Source organism: Micromonospora sp. NPDC049081 (assembly GCF_040648835.1).
In the GTDB taxonomy this organism is placed as follows: Bacteria; Actinomycetota; Actinomycetes; order Mycobacteriales; family Micromonosporaceae; genus Micromonospora; species Micromonospora antibiotica.
The window spans coordinates 67,912-86,756 of the sequence record NZ_JBEZEK010000020.1 but is presented as its reverse complement, the minus strand read 5'-3'; the positions used below and the strand labels follow the sequence as shown (position 1 = coordinate 86,756).

Here is an 18,845-nt window from a genome sequence, read left to right as displayed (position 1 = left end):
GATGGAGCTGCTGAACAGCGGCCGAGCGGCAGGTTAACGGTTCAGCATCCGCCGCACCGGTGCGCCGACCGCCCGCTTGACCCGGGCCCGCAGCCGCTGTTCCCGCAGCTCCCGCACGTCGTCGCCGAGCGCCGCGTTACGGTCGCGCAGCCACTGGATGCGGGCCAGCAGTTCCTCGGGCGAGGTGGCCCCGGCGGGCCGGACCGCCGGGGGGAACACCGTCTCGCGGACCTGCGCGTCGAACCGGGCCGCGCTGTCGCCGTCGTCGAACGCGTTGCCCAGGTCGTGCCGGGCGAGGAACGCGCGCAGCACCTCGTAGCGGGCCCGGTGCCCGGTGTTGAGGGCGGTGTAGTCGGCCTCGGCATAGAGCTGTGCGGCGTCCACGTCGGCCGGCACGTCCGGCATCAGCCGGTGCGGGATGTCGAAGTAGCGGGCCAGCTCCAGGGTGCGCGAGTCGTGCGCGAACAGGTAGCCGGGGGTGCCGGCGACCAGCGCGGTGATGGTGCCGTGGATGCGGGTGCCGAAGGCGAAGTCGAAACCGGCGAGGTAGTCCATCCAGGTCCACGGGTCGAGGAACATCCGCACCTTGTCCTGCGTGAACAGCGGGTGCGAGGTGTGCACCGGGATGGCGCTGGTCTTGCCCCGGTCCTCGGGGGCGTCGCCGTAGAGCAGGGTGCCCAGCGTCTTGAGGTCCTGCGGGAGGTAGCGCAGGTTGGGGTAGCGGGCCTGGTGCGAGGTGATGATCTTCGCCATCGACTTGACGTACGGGGAGACGGTCAGCGCCACCCGGGCGTCGGGCGTCAGGGCCGGCGCGGACTTCTCCACCCGGAACCGGTCGCCGTGCAGGAACATCGACGGGCAGCCGATCACGTCGACGGCGGAGAAGCCCAGCGTGTTCAGGTACCGCGCGGTGATCTCCCCGCGTACACCGATGCTCGGCCCCCGCTCCAGCGCCGCCCGGACGAACCGGCTGACCACGTCGTCGATCGGACGCAGGTACTCCCGGTCGCCGGTGACGTCGGTCTGCACGCCGACCCCGAACACCACCACCGGGATCCGCAGCCGCTCGACCAGCTTCGTCATCAGCTCGATGCGGTGGGCGTAGCTGCGCCGGAACGCGTTGGCCAGCGGGATGACGTACACGTCGTACTGCTCGTTGATCCGGTCGGCGTCGCGCAGGTCGACCTTGAACTCGGTCGATGTGATCCGCGCGGTGGAGGTGCGCAGCAACTTGTGCGCGGCGTGACTGAAGACCAGGTTGCCGTTGTTCTCCCCGATCCAGTTCCCCTCGTACGCCTCCTCCGGGCCGCGTACGTCGAACGGGTCCTTCTTGGCCCGCATCAGGATCCGCTGGTGCACACTCTGCTCCGTTCCTCGTTAGCCGGGCGTGCCTGCGACGGGCCGCGCCGGTCCGCCCCATGGGCGCGCGCCGACACCGACGGGTCCCGCGATGTTAGGGCAGTGGAGGGATTTCGTACACCTTCCGCACATCCGCACCACCCCGGCGCGTCCCCCGCGGTGGGGTGTGCCGGTAGGGTGCCCCGGGTGACCAGCGTGCCCACCCCCGCGTCCCCGGCGCTGAACCGGCTGCCGTCGCTGACCGGGCTGCGGTGGATCGCCGCCATGCTGGTGTTCGGCTACCACGTCGGCACCATGCGGATCGTCACCCAGCCCGACGCCAAGGCGGTGGTCGACTGGCTGTTCACCCTGGGCCTGTCCGGGGTGCAGTTCTTCTTCATCCTCAGTGGCTTCGTGCTGGTCTGGTCGACCCGAGACGGTGACCGGCGGCGGGACTTCTGGCGTCGCCGGCTCGCCAAGATCTATCCCAACCACGTGCTGACCTGGGCGGCGGCACTGCTGGTGATGTGGTGGTTCGCCGACCCGGTGGTGCCGCGCGCCGCCCTGGAGAACCTCTTCCTCGTCCAGGCGTGGGACCCCACCCCCGGCTACTTCTACAGCATCAACAACGTGAGCTGGTCGCTGTCCTGCGAGCTGTTCTTCTACCTCTGCCTGCCGCTGGTGCTGCCGGCGATCCGGCGGGCCCACTCCGGCGTGCTCTGGGCCGTGGTGGTGGCGGTGCCGCTGGTCATCGTGGCGCTCTGGCCCGGTCAGCAACTGCTCCCCGAGGGCAGCAACTGGTGGTTCACCCAGGTCTTCCCGCTGGTCCGCTCCACCGAGTTCTGGCTGGGCGTCGCCGCCGCCGAACTGCTGCGTCGGGGCCACTGGCGGGGGCCCGGCCTGCCGCTGGCCAGCCTGCTGTTCGTGGTCGTCTGGGTGGCGGCGCACTGGATCCCGGCCGAGATGTGGGCGGCGCTGCTGTCGGTGGCGTACATCCTGGTCATCCCGGCGGCGGCCCGCGCGGACGTGCAGGGCCGCTGGTCGCCGTGGCGGCACCGCACCCTCATCTGGCTCGGTGAGGTGTCGTTCGCCTTCTACCTGGTGCACGTGCTGGTGATGATGACGGTGCTGCGGCTCACCGGGCACTGGGGTGTGGGGCTGCCCGGCTGGTCGGGGCCACTGGCCGTGCTCGGTTTCCTGGTGCTGAACCTGGCGTTGGCCGCCGCCCTGCACCGCTTCGTGGAGACGCCGATGATGCGCCGGCTCGCTCCCCGCCGCCGTACCCCACCCGTGCCGGCCGCCCCCGACGCCGCTGTTCGCGGTGGTGCTGCTCCTGACGTCGTCGTTCGCGGTGGTGCGCCGGCCGGTGTCGCCGCCGGTGGGGTTCGGCCGGGCGACGCGGCCGCCGGTGACGCGGCCGGCAGCGGCGGTGTCACCGTGCCGGGGCCGAGGGCTGCCGGCGGCGGTCGTCGTGCCGGACTCCCCGTCGAGTACGTCGGACCGCGCGACCCGCACTGACCACCCCGCACCGGACCCCGGGCCGAGCTGGGCGGCGACCGGGTGCAGCACCGCCCCGGACCAGGTCCACGGTGGTGGGCGCGGCGACACGCCCGGCGGTGCTGCGGGTCGGTCACCACGGCGGTAACGTGGACATATGCTCCCGGCCGCACCCACCAGTCCGCTGTGGTGGGTCGCCCGCTGGTGGTCCCGGCTGCTGACCGGCCTGGCCGTCGCGATCGCGTTCGCCGTCGCCGGCCCGGCGCTGCCCGGCCCGGCGCTGCCCGGCCCGGCGGCGTTCGGCCCGGGGCCGGCGGCAGCCGCCCTGCCGGTCGACGCGTCGCTGTCCTTGCACGCGGCCGGAGCCCCGGCCGCCCCGACCGGCATCCGCAGCGGTGGGCAGGAGGCCGACCCGGCCGCCGTCGCCGCAGATCGGGCCGCCGCCGTCGTGCTCGCCGTGCCGACGGCAGACCGGGCCGCCGTCGTGCTCGCCGTGCCGACGGCAGACCGGGCCGCCGTCGTGCTCGCCGTGCCGACGGCAGACCGGGTCGAGGCCATCGTGTCGGCCGGCGTCGCGCGGAGCGCCCCGCCCCCGGCGCTGCCGGCCGGTCGAACACCCGTCGCCACCGCCCCCCGGGCACCCCCGGCAGGCTGAGCGCCCACGCGGGGGCCGACCCACCCGCGACCGCCTCCGCCACGCACCACACCCGCACCGTCCGGCCGGATGTTCCCGCCGCCGGTACGGCCTCCTCTTCCGCATCCCGCCTGCGAGGTGTCGACCGTGAACACCGTGCTCTCCCAGTTCCTGATCGAGGTCCCGACCGCCACCGTGATCTGGTCCGCGCTGCTCGTCCTGGCGCTGACCGGGATCACCATCCTGGTGGCCCGGCCCGAGCGGGACCAACCGGCCGCCGCAACCACTGCCGCCGCGCCGGCATCCGACGCCCCACCCCCCGTCGCCGACCTGCGTCGCTACGCGGAGGAGGTGGCCGTCGCCGCCTCCGGAGCCGCCCGGAGGGCCCGCCACCACCGCGTGGCCTGGCTGGCGGCCCACGACGCCCTGGAACGGGCCTGGCAGGCGTACGACGAGGCGGACACGCTGGCCCGCCGGTTCACCGGTGCCCGGGCGCTGCCCAGCCCGCGTACTCCCCGCACCCCCGCCGAGTACGCCGGTCGGGAGCGGTGGCTGCACCAGGAGGCCGTGGCGGCGCACTGGCGGGGAGAGTTGTCGGTGGAGCGGCTGCGGGACGTCTTCGCGCACCGCGACGGTTGGGACCCGCGTCGGCACCCGGTCGAGCACGAGGTGATGCTGGCCCGCGCGGTCCGCGAGGACCGCCGTACGGCGTACCGGGCTGCGGTCGGGCGGGAACGGGCGGCGTGGCGGAACGCCGAACTGGCCGCCGAGGCGGCCCGGTCGCTGGCTGCCGAGGCACACGCGGCGGCGCAACGGTGGCGGCCGTCCCGGGTCCCACTGCCCCGTCCGGCGACGTCCGCCACCCGCCCGGCCCCCGCCACCCGCTGGCATCCGGCCCGGGTCGGCTGACCCGGGCCGTCAGGTCGGCCGGCCGCTGGTCGGCGAAGCCAGACGGTCGGCGGATCAGCGGGTCGGCTGGTCGGCGAAGCCGGACCGGTCAGCGGGTCAGCGGGACTGAATTGTTATCTGCGGGTTGTGGGTGCCGTCACTGCGGGTGGAAACCGGACACCTGGTCACAGTCGGTCACATCGACTGCGACGATCATCGGCGGTCGGTGCCCCGCCGTCCGGGTTTTCGCCTGGACGGGCCCGGGCGCTCCGACCGTCCCACGCGTGGCGGGTCAGTGCCCGAGTGCCCCGAAACTGACTCGTCCAGCCCATGTTTGTGCAGCTCAACGGGCTTGGCGAGGGGGGAAACCGGCCAGTAGTGTCGCTGCGGTCCGGTGCGGTTTCCGATCGCAAGAGGCGACGCCGTGCCGACCCGCTCAATCGTGCCAGTCACGAACCGGGGACCCACACGCACCACCTGGGGTGAATCTCCGGGCCACGGCCCGGGGTAGGGCGATCTTCCCGCCCGAATCCGTCAGCTAACCCGGTCGGCGGCAAAGGAAGGAGTTCCCTCCTCGTGCAGCATGACCCCACCCCCTCGGTAGTTCCTCCACCTCGGTGCCGGGGCACCGCCGGACCGTCGCGCCCGACGCGCTGACCCGGCTCTCCGCCCCGCCGCCCGGCCCCTGCCGGGCGAGCCGCCGATCCGCCCGGCCCCCCGTCGGGCGGTCCCTGCCGAACGAGCGGCGCAACACCCGATCCGCGCGTGGCGTGTCCGCCGCGTGCCGATGGGGTGTGCCCGCCGCCTCGCCCCGTGGAGGAACACCCTGTGAAGCACCACATGAAACGACAGCTCCGCCTACTGGGCACCCGACGCCCGTACCGGATGGTCGTCGGCTCGGCGGCGGTCCTCGCCCTGGCCGCCGGTGGCACCGCCCTGGCCGCCGGGGTCGACGACGCCCCGACCGACCAGCAGCGCGCCACCGCCGTGGCCGAGACCGCCCCCCGCCTCGACGACGTCGCCAGCCGCGCCCAGGCCCGGGTCGCCGTCCCCGCCCCGACCAGCCCGTCGGCCACCCCGTTGGCCACCCCCTCGGCCAGCCCGTCGGCGAGCGACGCCCCGTCGCCGCGCGTCACCCGGGCGAAGGCCAGGGCCACCGCCGACCCGGACCTGACCCGCAAGGCGGCCCCGAAGCCGCCGTCGTCGAAGGTCCTGCGTTACGACTACCAGGCCCAGACCACCTACTACTACTGCGGCCCGGCGGCGGTCCGCAACGCGCTCAGCGCGGCCGGCATCGAGCGCGGCCAGGACGACCTCGCCGCCCAGTTGGGCACCACCGAGATGGGCACCAACTCGGCCGAGGACACCACCCGGGTGCTCAACGCCGTGGTCAAGGGTGACCCGTACCGGACCAGGATGTTCGCCGGCACGCCGAGCGACGCGCAGATCGACCGGCTGCGGGCCGACGTGGTCGCGGCGGTCGCCGACAAGCGGGCCGTGGTCGCGAACGTGGCCGGGGACGCCACCGACCTCGACGGCGGCTGGCACTCCTTCCCCGGCGGCCACTACATCGCCGCCGTGGGCTACCGGGACAACGGTCGTACCGTGCGGATCGCCGACTCGGCCGACCCGTCGCTGCCGGCCTACTGGGTCAGCGTGACCACCCTGGCGAACTGGATCGCCACCCGGGGCTACTCCGCCTGACCGCGCCACCCCACCCGCCCCGGCCGCCCTACCACGGGTGGCCGGGGCGGTTCGCTGTCCCAGGGTCGACCCGACCGGCCGGAGCAAGATCGTGCTCGAACATGGTTGTAGTGGCCTCCTGCGACGAGGAGGCCACTACAACCTGGATCGAGCACGATCTTGCCGACGGAGGCGGGTGCGGGGGCGTGTCCGGGACGGGTGCGAGCGCGAGCGGGTGCGGGCGGAGGCGGGTGCGGGCGGAGGCGGGCGGGTGCGGGTGCGGGTCAGGCGTGGGGGGAGAGGGGGGCGGCGGGGGTACGGGGGGTCGGCGGGGTCCAGCCCGGTTCCAGCTCGCGGCGGGCCGCGGCCAGGAAACCCTCGGCGTACGCGTCGGCGGGGAAGTCGCCCAGGTAACGGCGGCGGGTCTGCCAGCGGGCCGCCGCCAACGGGTCGGTGTCCAGCAGCCCGGTCAGCACCTCGTCGAGGTTGGCCATGTCCCGGCGCAGCACGTAACCGGAGCGGGCCAGCGGGAACCGGTCCAGGAACTCGTCGCCGTCGACGCCGAGGTCGGTCACCGCGTACGGCTTGCCGGAGTAGAGGTAGTCGGAGATGACCCCGGAGACGTCGGAGACCAGCGCGTCGGAGCGGTTGACGCACTCGGTCAGGCTCAGCTCGCGGCTGGCCGCCGCCCCCCACAGGTGCTGCCGGCCGGTACGGGTCCGGTCGGCGGCGAGCAGCTCGGTGAGCCGGGCCAACTGCCGGGCCGAGGCCGGATTCTGCCCGGTGTACGGGTGGGCGCGCAGGATCACCGTGGCCCCCCGGTCGAGCAGCCGGCGCAGCAGCGGCTCGGCCACCGGCAGCGAGCAGTAGTTGGCGTCGGCGTGGTGGCCGGTCCAGGTGGGGGTGTAGAGCACGGTCGGGGCGGTCAGCGGGCGGGCCTCCCGGCGTACCTCGATGGCTTCGACCTGCGGGCGGCCGACCACGACGAACTTCTCGGCGGGGATCTCCACGCCGGCCCGCGCGTACCGCTCGATCGCCGCCGGACCGGCCACGAAGATCTTGTCGAAGATGGCCGAGACCGGGTTGGCGCTGGGGGCCTTGTCGCTGTCGCCGTGGTGCAGTTGCACGTGGGTGAGCTGGGTGAACCGGATGCAGTGGCTGTTCTTCGCCCCGTGGTTGACATAGAACGCCACCCGCAGGCTGGGCACCAGCGCCTCGTCCATCGCCTTGAGGGTGGGGCAGTAGACCACCGGGGCGCTCGTCGCGGCGGCGATCGTGGGCAGGAACTCCGGCTCCCGCAGCAGCACCAGGAACGGCCGGCCGAGCCGCTCCAGGTAGGGCAGCCACATGGTGACCTGGTATTCCGAGCCGGGCGGGGCGGAGAAGTAGAGCAGGAACTCCGGCTGGTGGGCGCGCAGCGCCCGGGTCACCGGGCCGCCCCCACCCGACGGCCGGAACCGCCGCCGGGCCAGGTCCAGGCCGACCGCACCGCAGCCGGCCGCGACCACCAGCACGACGACCAGCGCCAGCACGGCGGGCAGGGCGAACGCGGCGGCCACCGCCACCACGGCGAGCAGCCCCAGCAGTACGCCGCCGAGCCGGGCGGCGACCAGCGGGGTCCACGCCCGCACCGGCAGGTTCGCCGCCCGGATCTCCAGGTTGCCGGCATCGCGCAGCGGCCCCATCAGCAGCACCAGGCCCAGCAGCAGCAGCGCGGTGAGCGCCAGCACCGGGTCGAACCCGTCGTCGAGCCGGCGGGCGTAGCCGACCAGGATGCCGGCGGCCAGCAGCACCGTCTCGGCGACGATGTCGGCGTCGGGGCGGACCCGACGTTCGTAACCGGCGGCGGCCAGCGCGGCCACCGCCAGGGCCAGGCCCCAACCGGTGGCCCCGGTGAACGCCACCACCAGGAAGGCGACCACGGCCAGGCCGGTGGTCAGGCACCGTGCGATCAGTTTCCTGACCAGGTCACCACGCATGTCGTACCGTCTCCGGGGGTCGGGTCAGCCGGCGTCGACGCCGCTGGGCAGCCGGTCCTGCTCGGCCGCGGTCGGCTGCGCCGGCACCGGGGCCGCCTCGCCGGGGGCCCGCCGGACGTCGATCACCTGACCGGTGAGGTCGGAGATCAGCACGTCGAGCGAGGACTGGGCGACCGTTTCGGCGGCCAGCAGGGTGTGCTCCGGCTCCTCACCGAACGCCTTCGTACGCATCGGGGTGGCGGTGCGCTCCGGGTTGATGCAGTTGACCCGGACCCCGTACTCGGCCCACTCGTCGGACAGCGCCTGGGTCAGGTTGACCAGCGCCGCCTTGGTGGAGGAGTAGAGCGCGTACTGGGCCCGGCCCCGGGTGTAGGAGCTGGACGTGTAGAGCAGCAGCTGACCCTTGGTCTGCTGCAGGTACGGCAGGGACTGCCGGGCGGCGATCACCGGGCCGACGAAGTTGACCTGGAGCACCCGGTCCATGGTCTCCTCGTCCATCTCGGCCAGTGCGCCCTTCTCCAGGATGCCGGCGGTGACCACCACGTGGTCGATCCGGCCGGTGGCCTCGAAGGCGGTCTTCAGCGCGGCCTCGACGTCGCCGGTCTGCTCGACGTGGGTGCCGGTGCTGGAGCGGCTGAACGGGAAGACCTGCGCGCCGTAGCCCCGGGCCAGCTCGGCCAGGTCGTGACCGATGCCGTAGCTGCCGCCGAAGATGACGATCGTCCGGCCGGCCAGCTCCTCGGTGTAGCTGCGGTGCGACAGCCGGGGGGCCTGGGCGGCGGCGAGCTGGAACAGCTTGTCGGCGAGGTGCACGTCGACCGGGTGGGTGACCTTGATGTTCTCGTCCGAGCCGTCGATCACCTTGATCGGGGTGCCGGGCAGGTAGCGCAGCACCACGCCGCAGTCGTCGGTGGCGGCGAAGTCCGGGTCGCCCTCGGCCCGCCGGTACGCCTCCCGGATGGTGCCCGAGCGGAACGCCTGCGGGGTCTGCCCCCGGCGCAGCCGGGACCGGACCGGGATGTCGGTGATGCACTCGTCCTCGTCGACCTGGATGATCGTGTCGGCGGAGGGGATTGCCACGTCGACGGCGGAGTAGCTCCACAGCGCGTTCACGCACTCGCGGACGATCCGGGCGCTGACCAGCGGGCGGACCGCGTCGTGGAAGAGGATGTTGACGTCGCCGTCGCCGACCGCGTCCAGGGCGGCCCGGGTGGTGGCGTTACGGGTCTCGCCGCCCTCGATGACCTTGCTGACCTTGCGGAAGCCGGCCTTGTCGACGATCTGCTGGGCGTCGGCGACGTGCCCGGTGGCCATCAGCACGATGATCTCGTCGATCTCCGGGGCGGACTCGAAGACGGCCAGGGTGTGTTCGATGATCGGCTTGCCGGCGATCTTCAGCAACTGCTTCGGGATGCCCAGGCCGAGCCGGGTCCCGGTGCCTCCGGCCAGCACCACCGCCACCGTCCGCGAGGGCCGCCACGGTGCCGGGGTCTCCGGTGTGGCGTCCGGGCCAGTGGTGTGGTCCTGCGTCATTGCCGATCCTCACTCTCGGGGGATGTCTGCACGCGTCCCGGGGGTCACCCTGAACGGAAGATTGCGCCAGCCTGGCGACGGGATGAACCTTAACGCGCGGACCGCGCCGCCCCAACGGGACGACGCGGTCCGTGGAGCATCGGATCGATGCCGTACGTGCGCCCGGAATACTACTTGCCGTTGGCGAATGCCTCGTACGCCCGGATCACCTCGTCGGTGGGCCCGTCCATCCGGATCAGCCCCGACTCCAACCAGATCGTCCGTTCACAGGTGTCCCGTACCGAGGAGAGCTGGTGGCTGACCAGGAAGACCGTGCCGGCCCCCTCGCGTAGTTCCCGGACCCGCTGCTCGCTGCGCTTACGGAAGCCCTTGTCGCCGGTGGCGAGCGCCTCGTCGATCAGCAGCACGTCGTGCTTCTTGGCGGCGGCGATGGAGAACCGCAGCCGGGCCGCCATGCCCGAGGAGTACGTCCGCATCGGCAGGCTGGCGAAGTCGCCCCGTTGGTTGATCCCGGAGAACTCGATGATCTCCGGCGTCATCCGGGCCACGTCGTCGGGCTGCATCCCCATCGCCAGGCAGCCCAACGTGACGTTGCGCTCACCCGACAGGTCGTTGAGCAGGGCGGCGTTCACCCCCAGCAGGGACGGCTGGCCCTGGGTGTAGACCGCGCCCCGGTTGACCGGGAGCAGCCCGGCGATGGTCCGCAGCAGGGTCGACTTGCCGGAGCCGTTGCTGCCGATCAGGCCGATCGCCTCACCCCGGTACGCGGTGAAGGACACCCCCTTGACCGCGTGCACCTCCTGGATGTTGGGCGCGGAGGAGCGCTTGACCAGCCGGCGCAGCGCGGCCACCGGTGTGCTCCCGCCACCGGCGCCCTTGTGCACCCGGTAGATCACGTGCGCGTCGTCCACCACCACGGTGGGGATCCGTTCGACGACCCGGGGCAGGGTCACGGTGACGTCGTTGGACGTCTCGTACCGGTCATCCACGGCCGTACTCCTGTTCGCCGCGCCAGAAGTAGACGTACCCGGCGATCCCGCCCAGAATCGCCCAGCCGGCCGCCACCAGCCAGAGCTGGGTCAGCGACTCGTTGAGCAGTGGCGCCTGCTCCAGCAGGGCGTACCGGGCCAGCTCGATGTAGACCAGGATCGGGTTGAACTGGATGAGCGTCGAGGCCCACTCCGGCAGCCGGTCGAACAGCTTGACGCTGTAGAGCACCCCGGAGCCGTACATCCAGGTGCGCAGGATGAACGGCATGACCTGCTTGAGGTCGCTGGCCTTGGAACCCATCCGGGCGACCACCATCACGACCCCGGCGTTGAAGGCCGCCTGGAGCAGCAGTGCCGGCGGCAGCATCAGCCAGGCCAGGGTGAGCGGCTCGCCGGTCACCAGCACGATGCCGACCAGCACGATCATCGAGGCCAGCAGCTGCTGGAACTGGGTCAGCGTGGCGGCCAGCGGCAGGCAGGCCCGGGGGAAGTGCAGCGCCCGGATCAGCCCCAGGTTGCCGCTGATCGACTGGGTGCCGGCCAGCACCGCGCTCTGGGTGAAGTTGAAGATGAACAACCCGGTGGTCAGGTACGCGATGAAGTTCGGGATGGTGTTCTGCCCGAGCACCACGCCGAAGATCAGGTAGTAGACGGCGGCGTTGGTCAGCGGGGTGAGCACCTGCCAGATCTGGCCCAGCTTGGCGTTGCTGTACGAAGCGACCAGTTTGGCGTTGGCGTACGCGGCGGTGAAGTGCCGGTAGGCCCACAGTCTGCGGCTGTACTCGGTCAGGGAGGGGCGCTCGCCGGCGACCCGTAGTCCGTGCCGAGCGGCCAGCTGCGCCTGGGTCAGGCCCGTTTCGGGGTCGACCAGCGCGGTGGTGGCCATGGGAAGGGCGCTCCGATCTTTCGTACCAACGGGATGCGCGCGACGATGGGAACTGTGGGTCGGCGCGGTGCCGGGGCAGCCTCGTCGCTGCGTGGACGGTAGTCCATAACACGTCGGGACGCAACCGTACCGTCGTTGCGCTACATTGGCCCACGTGACAGGTGCGAAGAGTCCCCGATGACCAGCGACAAGAGGCGTGCGCCGGCCGGTGCCGCAGTGCTGAGAGGCGACATCACCAGGGCCATCCGCCGCGCGTTGATGCAGGAACTCGCCGCCGTCGGATACGGGCGGCTCTCCATCGAGGCGGTGGCCCGCCGGGCCGGCGTCAGCAAGACCGCGATCTACCGGCGGTGGAGCTCGAAGCTCGACCTGGTGATCGAGACCGTGGTCGCCGCCGCCGGCAGCAAACTGCCGGCGCTGGACACCGGCAGCCTGCGCGGCGACCTGACGCTGCTGTTCCAGGTCGTCGCCCACGCGCTGAGCCACCCGCTGGCCTCGCAGATCATCCCCGACCTGCTCGCCGAGGCGGCCCGCAACCCGACCATCGACGAGACCCTGCAGCAGTTGCTGCGGGCCAAGCAGCAGGAGATCGGCGGCCGGCTGATCGGCCTGGCGGTGCAGCGCGGCGAGCTGCCCGCCGACACCGACGCCGACGCGGCGGTCGACCTGATCGTCGGGCCGCTGTACTGGCGACTGGCCATCGCCCGTACCCCGCTCACCCCGACCTACCTGGACCTGCTGGTGGAGTCGGTGGCCATCGGGCTCACCGCGAACGGCACCGTGCCCCGGCCGCGGGCGGCCCCGGTGTCCGGTTGACCCGGCACCCACCCCACCCGGCCAACTCCGGGACACCGCCACGCCGCCCACCGGCCATCGACGGACGATGGTTGCGGTTACCCTGCTTTCCGGACCGGAGCCGGGCGACCGTCCGCCGCCCGCCGGCCGTACGACTCTCGCGTACCGTGCCCGCACGACGACAAGGACGATCCGTGCCGAACGCCGACCCCGTTGCCGTCGCGCCTCCGCCCGTCGCACCACCCCCCGCCGGGCCTGCCGCCGGACGGCCGCAGCCCGCGCACCGGCTGCGGTCGGCACTCGCCGCGGCCCCGGCCGTCGTCACCGACGCGGCTGTGCTGGGCTTCGCGCTGTGGACGGTGCTCTACCACGCGTCCTTCCTGTTCGGGCTGCGCCCGTCGGTGACGTTCCTGATCTGGCTGGTCGGCTGCGCCCTGATCACCGCCCTGGTGGCGGTGCGTGCCCTGCGCCGGGCCCGGGTCCCCGCCCCGGCGGGTGCGGCTTCCGACGCCGCCGGAGCGCCGACGGCTTCCGACCCCGTCCCGGCGGGCGGCACGGGCCAGCCGCGCCGCTGGCTGCTGCCCGTGGTCGCCGCCGGGGTGGTCGCCGCCGTCACCGCCGGCCTCGCCGGCACCCCGGCCGGCGACGTGCTCTCCTGGTGGGTCCCGGCCGCCGCCGGCGCGGTCGCGGGCATCGGTGCCATGCTGCTCACCCGGCGGGCGTGGCGGGCTGACGACGCGGCGCCACCCGCGTCACCGGTCCCCACCGCCCTCCAGTCCGGGTACGCGCTGCTGATCTCGGTCGGGGTGGCGATCTCCTCGCTCTACCTGGCCCGCAACACCCCGGACGACGTCTACTACGTCGGCAAGACCGTCTGGGTGGCCGACCGTGACCTGGTGCCCACCAACGACTTCCTGTTCACCGAGAACGTCGCCCCGGCGATGGGTTCGCTGCCACCGACCCCGTCGATCGAGGTGTTCGACGGCGCGCTCGCGCACGTGCTCGGCATCCACGGCGCGTCCGCCACCTGGTACCTGGCGCTGCCGGTGATGGCGGTGCTGGCCGTCCTGGCGCTGTGGCGGCTCACCCACCGGTGGGCCCCACGCCGGCCGGTGCTCGCGTTCAGCGTCGCGGTCACCTACCTCTACCTGGTGGCCGGCTCGGACGCCGCGCTCGGCACCTTCCACCTGCCCCGCCTCTACGAGGGCAAGGGGATGTTCGTCTCGGCGGTCATCCCGCTGATGTGGCTCTACCTCACCGAGTGGTTCGACACCCGGTCGCGCCGCTCGCTGCTGCTCGTCTTCGCCCTCTCCGTCACCGCTGCCGGCCTCACCACCACCTCGGCGATCATCCTGCCGATGCTGGTCGGCGCGGCCGGGCTGGCGATGCTGCTGGTCGGCCGCTGGAAGGACGCGGTGGTCGGCGGGCTGGCCGCCGTGGCGTACCCGGTGGGGGCGATCGTGGTGTCCCGGCTGGTGCTGGGCGGTATGGACGCGGCCGGCGCGGACGACGCCTTCTTCGACGCCGAGTACACCTACCGGCGGACGCTGCTGGTCGGGATCGTCGGCGTGATCAGTGGCCTGGCGCTGTGGTGCGGGCCGCTGCTGGCCCGTCGGCGCACCCCGGCCCTGCTGGCCGCCGGTGCCGCCCTGGTGATGAGCGTGCTGCTGGTGCCCGGCGTGCTGGAGACGCTCGGCGCGCTGACCGGCATCTCCGTGGTGCTCTGGCGGGTGCCGTGGCTGCTCGCCCTGCCGACCCTGATCGGCCTGCTCTGCACGGTGCGCGTCCCGTCGCCGTCGCGGCTGCTGCGCGGTGCGGTCGGCGGGCTGGTCGCCGCCGCGATGGTCACCTCGTTCGCCGTCTGGGCCACCCCGATGTGGTCGAAGGACAGTTGGGTCGAGACGCACACCCGCCCCACCTGGAAGCTGCCCCAGCAGCGGCAGGAGATCGCCTTCTGGATCTCCCGGCAGGACCGGCCGGCCGGGCTGGTCCTCGCCCCGTCGACGATCATGCGGACCTCACTGATCGTCACCAGCCGGGTCCGGGTCGTCCTGCCCCGCGACTTCTACCTGGTGGAGTACGACCTCAACTCCGACTTCGCCAAGGACCGGCTGTTGCTGGCGCACTTCGCCGACGGGCGGGAAAAACCCGCCCGGGACCAGGTCGACGCCGCCGTCGACCGGCTCGGGGTGGGCACCATCTGCGTCTACAACGGCAACCGGTACGCCCGGGACATGGCCGTCGAGCTGGGCTTCAAGGAGTTCGCGACCCGACCGGGACCGGGCGCGACGACCTGCTACGGCCGGGCGGGCTGAGCGGCGGACGTCAGGTGTCGCCCGAGGGGTATCGTCGCGTCTGACCGAAATGGACCTGGATACCCGAGCGACACCGGGACGCCCTCTCGCGTTAAAGTCGCAATCACCCGCAGACCGGCACGTTCGGTCGCGGTGCTGCGGTCACGCCCGTCGCACGACGAGGCCGTCGACCGCCGGGCCCCGCCCGTCAACGACCTCGTAGGGAGCGTCCTCCTTTGTTCGGCACGTTACTGGAACGCACCGGCACCGCCGCCCGAGGCGCACTGCTGGTGCTGTTCTACCTGGTCATGCTCGTCGCGGGCGTCTTTGGATGGGTGGTCCTGTTCGCTGTGGCCGGGCTGGCCGCGGTGGTCGGTGAGTTCGCCGTCACCCGCTGGTCGCCGCCCTCGGACACGCTGCTGGAAAAGGTCGGTCTCAACCGGGGCTACCGGCAACTGAGCCGGGACCTGGCGTCCGTGCTGCTGGTCGCCGCCACGGTCCCGCTCACCGGGGTCGAGCTGACCTGGCTGCTGGTGCTCCCGGCGGCGGTCTGGGTGATCGCCGTCTTCGCGGGTGCCCTGAACACGATGATCGACCGGCGCAACCCCGTCTCCGCCCTGGTCCGCAACATCGAGCTGGGCCCGATCCGCTCGGCGCCCCGCCCGCCGGACTGGATCGCCAACCTGGCCGGTGTGCCGCTCGCGGTGCTCAACGTGCTGCTGATCCCGGCCGCCGTGGTCGCCGCGGTCCGCGTCGACGCCACCCCCGTGCTGACGGTCGCCGCGGTGGCCGCCGGGCTCGCCGCGCTGATCGGCGCGGTGGTCGCGGTGACCTGGCTGCGCGGTCGGGGCACCGGCAAGAGCCCGGTGCTGCCGGTGTTGCAGCGCTGGCTCGACAACCACCGGCCCGAGGTCGCGCTCTACTTCGCCGGCCCCGCCAAGGACGTCTACCAGGCCAACATGTGGCTGGCCCCGACCGAGGCGCTGCACCAGCGGGCGGTCGTGCTGATGCGCAGCAAGGAAGCGTTCTTCGAGCTGGCCGACACCCGGCTCCCGGTGATCTGCGTGCCCACCGGGCCCGACTTCATGAACCTCGAACTGGGCACCGTCCGGGCCGCCCTCTACGCGGCGAACGTCGGCGCCAACATCCACATGTTGCGCGAGCCGGGCATGAAGCACGTCTTCGTCGGTCACGGCGACAGCGACAAGCAGGCCAGCGTCAACCCGTACAGCAAGGTGTACGACGAGGTGTGGGTCGCCGGCCTGGCCGGCCGGGAGCGGTACGCGCGGGCCGCGGTGGGCGTCCGGGACGACGACATCGTGGAGATCGGCCGGCCGCAGCTCGCCGGGGTGCACACCTTCGGCTCGACGGCCCCCGACCGGCCGTTCACCGTCCTCTACGCCCCCACCTGGGAGGGCTGGCTCGACGACGACCCCTACCACACCTCGCTGGTGCTGATGGGGGAGCGGATCGTCCGGGGGGTGCTCGCCTCGCCGCAGGTGCGCCTGGTCTACAAGCCGCACCCGCTGACCGGTTCCCGGTCCAAGGAGGCCAAGGCGGTGCACGAGCGCCTGGTGTCGCTGATCCGGGCCGCCGGTGGTGACCCGGACGCCGGTTCGCTGGACGGCCCCGGGCACCGGGTGGTCACCGGCCGGGTCCCCGCGCTGTTCGACTGCTTCAACCAGACCGACCTGCTGGTCAGTGACATCTCCAGCGTGGTCTCCGACTTCGTGCAGAGCCAGCGGCCGTACGTGGTGGCCAACCCGAGCGGGCTGCCGGAGGACGAGTTCCGGCGCGAGTTCCCCACCTCCCGGGGGGCGTACCTGCTCTCCCGCGACTGCGGTGAGCTGCCGAAGATCCTGGCGCTGACCCGGGCCGGCGACGACCCGATGACCGACGCCCGGCGGGAACTGAAGACCTACCTGCTCGGCCCGGCCGAGGCCAACCCGATGGACCGGTTCCAGGAGGAGATCGGCCGGCTCTGCCGCTGACCGGACGGGGTACGGGGCCCGGGGCGAACACCCGTCCGGGCCCCGTCCCGTTCGTCGGCCGGCCCGGCACCGGCCGACCGGTGTTCCCCGTGGTTTCCGGCGAGCCGGTGCTTCTGCCACCATTCGCTCGTCATCCGTACGACGAATGGGGGTCACCGGTGCGCATCCTGCTGGTCGAGGACGACCGACGGGTGGCCGCCGCCCTCGCGTCGGCGCTGACCCGCCGCGGCTACGAGGTGGAGCACGCGGCCACCGTCGCTGCCGCGCTCTCGGCCGCCCCCTGTGACCTGGTGCTGCTCGACCTCACCCTGCCCGACGGGGACGGCACCGAGGTGTGTCGGGAGTTGCGGCGGCGCAGCAGCCAGCTCGGCATCATCGCGGTGACCGCTCGCGGTGAGGAACGGGACCGGGTGCTCGGGTTGCGGCTCGGTGCCGACGACTACGTGGTGAAGCCGTTCTCCATGGTGGAGTTGCAGGCCCGGATCGAGGCGGTGCTGCGGCGGGCGGCCCACGCCGCGCCGGCCCGGGACCTGATCGAGGTCGGGTCGGTCCGTATCGACGTCGCCGCCCGGACGGTCGCCGTCGACGGTCGGCAGGTGGCGTTGACCCGCAAGGAGTTCGACATTCTGCTCTCGCTGGCCCGCCAGCCCGGGACGGCGGTGTCCCGGGACCGGATCCTGCTCGACGTCTGGGGCACCACCTGGGCCGACCGGCACACCGTCGAGGTGCACGTCGGTTCGCTGCGGGGCAAGCTCGGCGACCCCCGGCTGGTGGAGACCGTACGCGGGGTCGGCTACCGGCTCCGGGGCGAGTGAGGGGCAGCCGGTGCGGCGTCGACTGGTGATCAGCTACCTGCTGCTGATGGTGCTGGTGCTCCTGGCGTTGGAGACGCCCCTCGCGGCGACGCTGGCGTCCCGGGAGACCGACCGGGTCCGCTCCGACCGGCTCGCGGACGCGACCCGGTTCGCCTCGCTGGCCGGGCCGGCGCTGCGGGGCGGCGGCGCCGGGCCGTTGACCGGCGAACTCGTCAGCTATGACCAGCTGTACGGCATCGGAGCCGCAGTCGTCGACCGGGACGGCCGGGCGCTGGTGGTGTCGACGAGTTGGCGTACGGGCCGGGACACCCGGGCGGCGCTGGACACCGCGCTGGCCGGGCAGCAGTTCAACGGGCCGGACTCGGTCTGGCCGTGGGTGGACGGCCCGCTGGTGGTGGCGGTGCCGATCAACGATGGTGGTGAGGTGCTCGGCGCGGTGGTCACCAGCACCCCGGTGGCGAAGGTCCGGCGCACGGTCACCGCCTGGTGGCTGCTGCTCGCCGGGATCGGCCTGCTCGCCGTGCTGGCCTGTGTCTCCACCGCGTTCGGGCTGGCCGGTTGGGTGTTGCGCCCGGTGACCGAGCTGGATGCGGTGACCCACGAGATCGCCGAGGGGGACCGGGGCGCCCGGGTGCAGGACCGGTGGGGGCCGCCCGAGCTGCGCCGGTTGGCAGCCAGCTTCAACCACATGGCGGTGGTGGTGTCCGACGTGATGGACCGGCAACGGGCCTTCGTCGCGCACGCCAGCCACCAGCTGCGCAACCCGCTGACCGCGCTGCGGCTGCGGGTGGAGGAGCTGGGGCCCAGCGTGACCGACCAGGCCGGCCAGGTCGAGCACCGGTTGGCCCTGGAGGAGACCGACCGGTTGGCGCTGGTCCTCGACGGTCTGCTCACCCTGGCCCGCGCGGAGCGGGAGCAGAACGAACGGGTCACCGTGGACGCGGCGGCGGTGGCCGCGTCCCGGGTCGCCGCGTGGGAGCCGCTGGCCCGGCACCGGTCGGTCACCCTGCTCCTGGCGGCGTCCGGCCCGGCGTACGCGCGGACCGTGCCGACCGCCGTCGACCAGGCGCTGGACGCGCTGATCGACAACGCGATCAAGTTCAGCGGGGAGGGCGGCGAGGTGACGGTGGCGGTCCGGCACGTCGACGGGGGCACCGCGCTGGAGGTACGCGACACCGGCCCGGGGATGACCTCGGAGCAGCTCCACCAGGCCACCGAGCGGTTCTGGCGGGCCCCGGACGCGCAGAACATCGAGGGTGCCGGCCTCGGCCTGACCATCGTGGCGGTGCTGGTGGACGCCTCCGACGGTCGGCTCACCATGCATCCGGGTCAACCGCGCGGTCTGGTCGCCGAGCTGTGGTTCCCCGGCCCGTCCGACATCGCCCTCCCGTCGGACACCGAATCCCCGTCCGACACCGACTCCCCGCCGGACACCGACTCCCCGCCGGACACCGACCCCCCGTCCGACACCGACCCCCCGCCGGACGCCGTCGTCCCCGCCCTGCCCGCCGGGGCGGGCTGAG

General features: G+C 72.9%; 14 protein-coding genes and 1 riboswitch. Of the genes, 9 read left to right on the top strand and 5 right to left on the bottom strand.

The window, feature by feature from the left end; translation table 11 throughout:
- Positions 1-33: 33 nt before the first annotated feature.
- Positions 34-1,359, bottom strand: a complete 1,326-nt coding sequence (locus AB0B63_RS24595; RefSeq protein ID WP_357022645.1) for a polysaccharide pyruvyl transferase family protein — start codon at positions 1,357-1,359, stop codon at positions 34-36.
- A 186-nt stretch (positions 1,360-1,545) separates the two neighbouring features.
- On the opposite strand from AB0B63_RS24595, the gene AB0B63_RS24590 reads away from it, so the two are divergent.
- From AB0B63_RS24590 to AB0B63_RS24575, 4 genes are all read left to right on the top strand, one after another.
- A complete protein-coding gene (locus tag AB0B63_RS24590; RefSeq protein WP_357022643.1) occupies positions 1,546-2,856 on the top strand; it encodes an acyltransferase in 1,311 nt (436 codons plus the stop codon).
- A gap of 136 nt (positions 2,857-2,992) precedes the next feature.
- Positions 2,993-3,490 (top strand): hypothetical protein, encoded by a 498-nt coding sequence (locus AB0B63_RS24585; protein ID WP_357022641.1) that lies wholly within the window; start codon positions 2,993-2,995, stop codon positions 3,488-3,490.
- 126 nt (positions 3,491-3,616) lie between these two features.
- Positions 3,617-4,378 (top strand): hypothetical protein, encoded by a 762-nt coding sequence (locus AB0B63_RS24580; RefSeq protein WP_357022638.1) that lies wholly within the window; start codon positions 3,617-3,619, stop codon positions 4,376-4,378.
- Positions 4,379-4,780: 402 nt separating this feature from the next.
- Positions 4,781-4,925, top strand: a riboswitch (cyclic di-AMP (ydaO/yuaA leader).
- A 272-nt stretch (positions 4,926-5,197) separates the two neighbouring features.
- Positions 5,198-6,061, top strand: a complete 864-nt coding sequence (locus AB0B63_RS24575) for a C39 family peptidase (RefSeq protein WP_357022636.1) — start codon at positions 5,198-5,200, stop codon at positions 6,059-6,061.
- A gap of 263 nt (positions 6,062-6,324) precedes the next feature.
- Here the strand turns inward: AB0B63_RS24575 and AB0B63_RS24570 are convergent, their stop codons facing one another.
- From AB0B63_RS24570 to AB0B63_RS24555, 4 genes are all read right to left on the bottom strand, one after another.
- A complete protein-coding gene (locus tag AB0B63_RS24570; protein WP_357022633.1) occupies positions 6,325-8,019 on the bottom strand; it encodes a CDP-glycerol glycerophosphotransferase family protein in 1,695 nt (564 codons plus the stop codon).
- A gap of 24 nt (positions 8,020-8,043) precedes the next feature.
- Complete coding sequence (locus AB0B63_RS24565; protein WP_208569038.1) at positions 8,044-9,552, bottom strand: bifunctional cytidylyltransferase/SDR family oxidoreductase; 1,509 nt, start codon at positions 9,550-9,552, stop codon at positions 8,044-8,046.
- 170 nt (positions 9,553-9,722) lie between these two features.
- Positions 9,723-10,541, bottom strand: coding sequence for an ABC transporter ATP-binding protein (locus AB0B63_RS24560; RefSeq protein ID WP_067303417.1), 819 nt, complete (start codon positions 10,539-10,541; stop codon positions 9,723-9,725).
- A complete protein-coding gene (locus AB0B63_RS24555; RefSeq protein ID WP_357022630.1) occupies positions 10,534-11,427 on the bottom strand; it encodes an ABC transporter permease in 894 nt (297 codons plus the stop codon). Before AB0B63_RS24555 ends, AB0B63_RS24560 begins: the two co-directional genes overlap by 8 nt.
- Positions 11,428-11,604: 177 nt before the next feature.
- Between AB0B63_RS24555 and AB0B63_RS24550 the strand changes: the two genes are divergently transcribed.
- From AB0B63_RS24550 to AB0B63_RS24530, 5 genes are all read left to right on the top strand, one after another.
- Complete coding sequence (locus AB0B63_RS24550; RefSeq protein WP_357022627.1) at positions 11,605-12,243, top strand: TetR/AcrR family transcriptional regulator; 639 nt, start codon at positions 11,605-11,607, stop codon at positions 12,241-12,243.
- Positions 12,244-12,416: 173 nt separating this feature from the next.
- A complete protein-coding gene (locus AB0B63_RS24545; RefSeq protein WP_357022624.1) occupies positions 12,417-14,537 on the top strand; it encodes a DUF6077 domain-containing protein in 2,121 nt (706 codons plus the stop codon).
- Positions 14,538-14,752: 215 nt separating this feature from the next.
- Positions 14,753-16,507: a CDP-glycerol glycerophosphotransferase family protein gene (locus AB0B63_RS24540; protein WP_357022621.1), complete on the top strand. Its 1,755-nt coding sequence runs from the start codon at positions 14,753-14,755 to the stop codon at positions 16,505-16,507.
- Between the two features lie 158 nt (positions 16,508-16,665).
- Entirely contained in the window at positions 16,666-17,322 is a 657-nt protein-coding gene (locus tag AB0B63_RS24535) for a response regulator transcription factor (RefSeq protein WP_208569033.1), read from the top strand.
- A gap of 10 nt (positions 17,323-17,332) precedes the next feature.
- Positions 17,333-18,844, top strand: coding sequence for a HAMP domain-containing sensor histidine kinase (locus tag AB0B63_RS24530; protein WP_357022618.1), 1,512 nt, complete (start codon positions 17,333-17,335; stop codon positions 18,842-18,844).
- Position 18,845 lies beyond the last annotated feature (1 nt).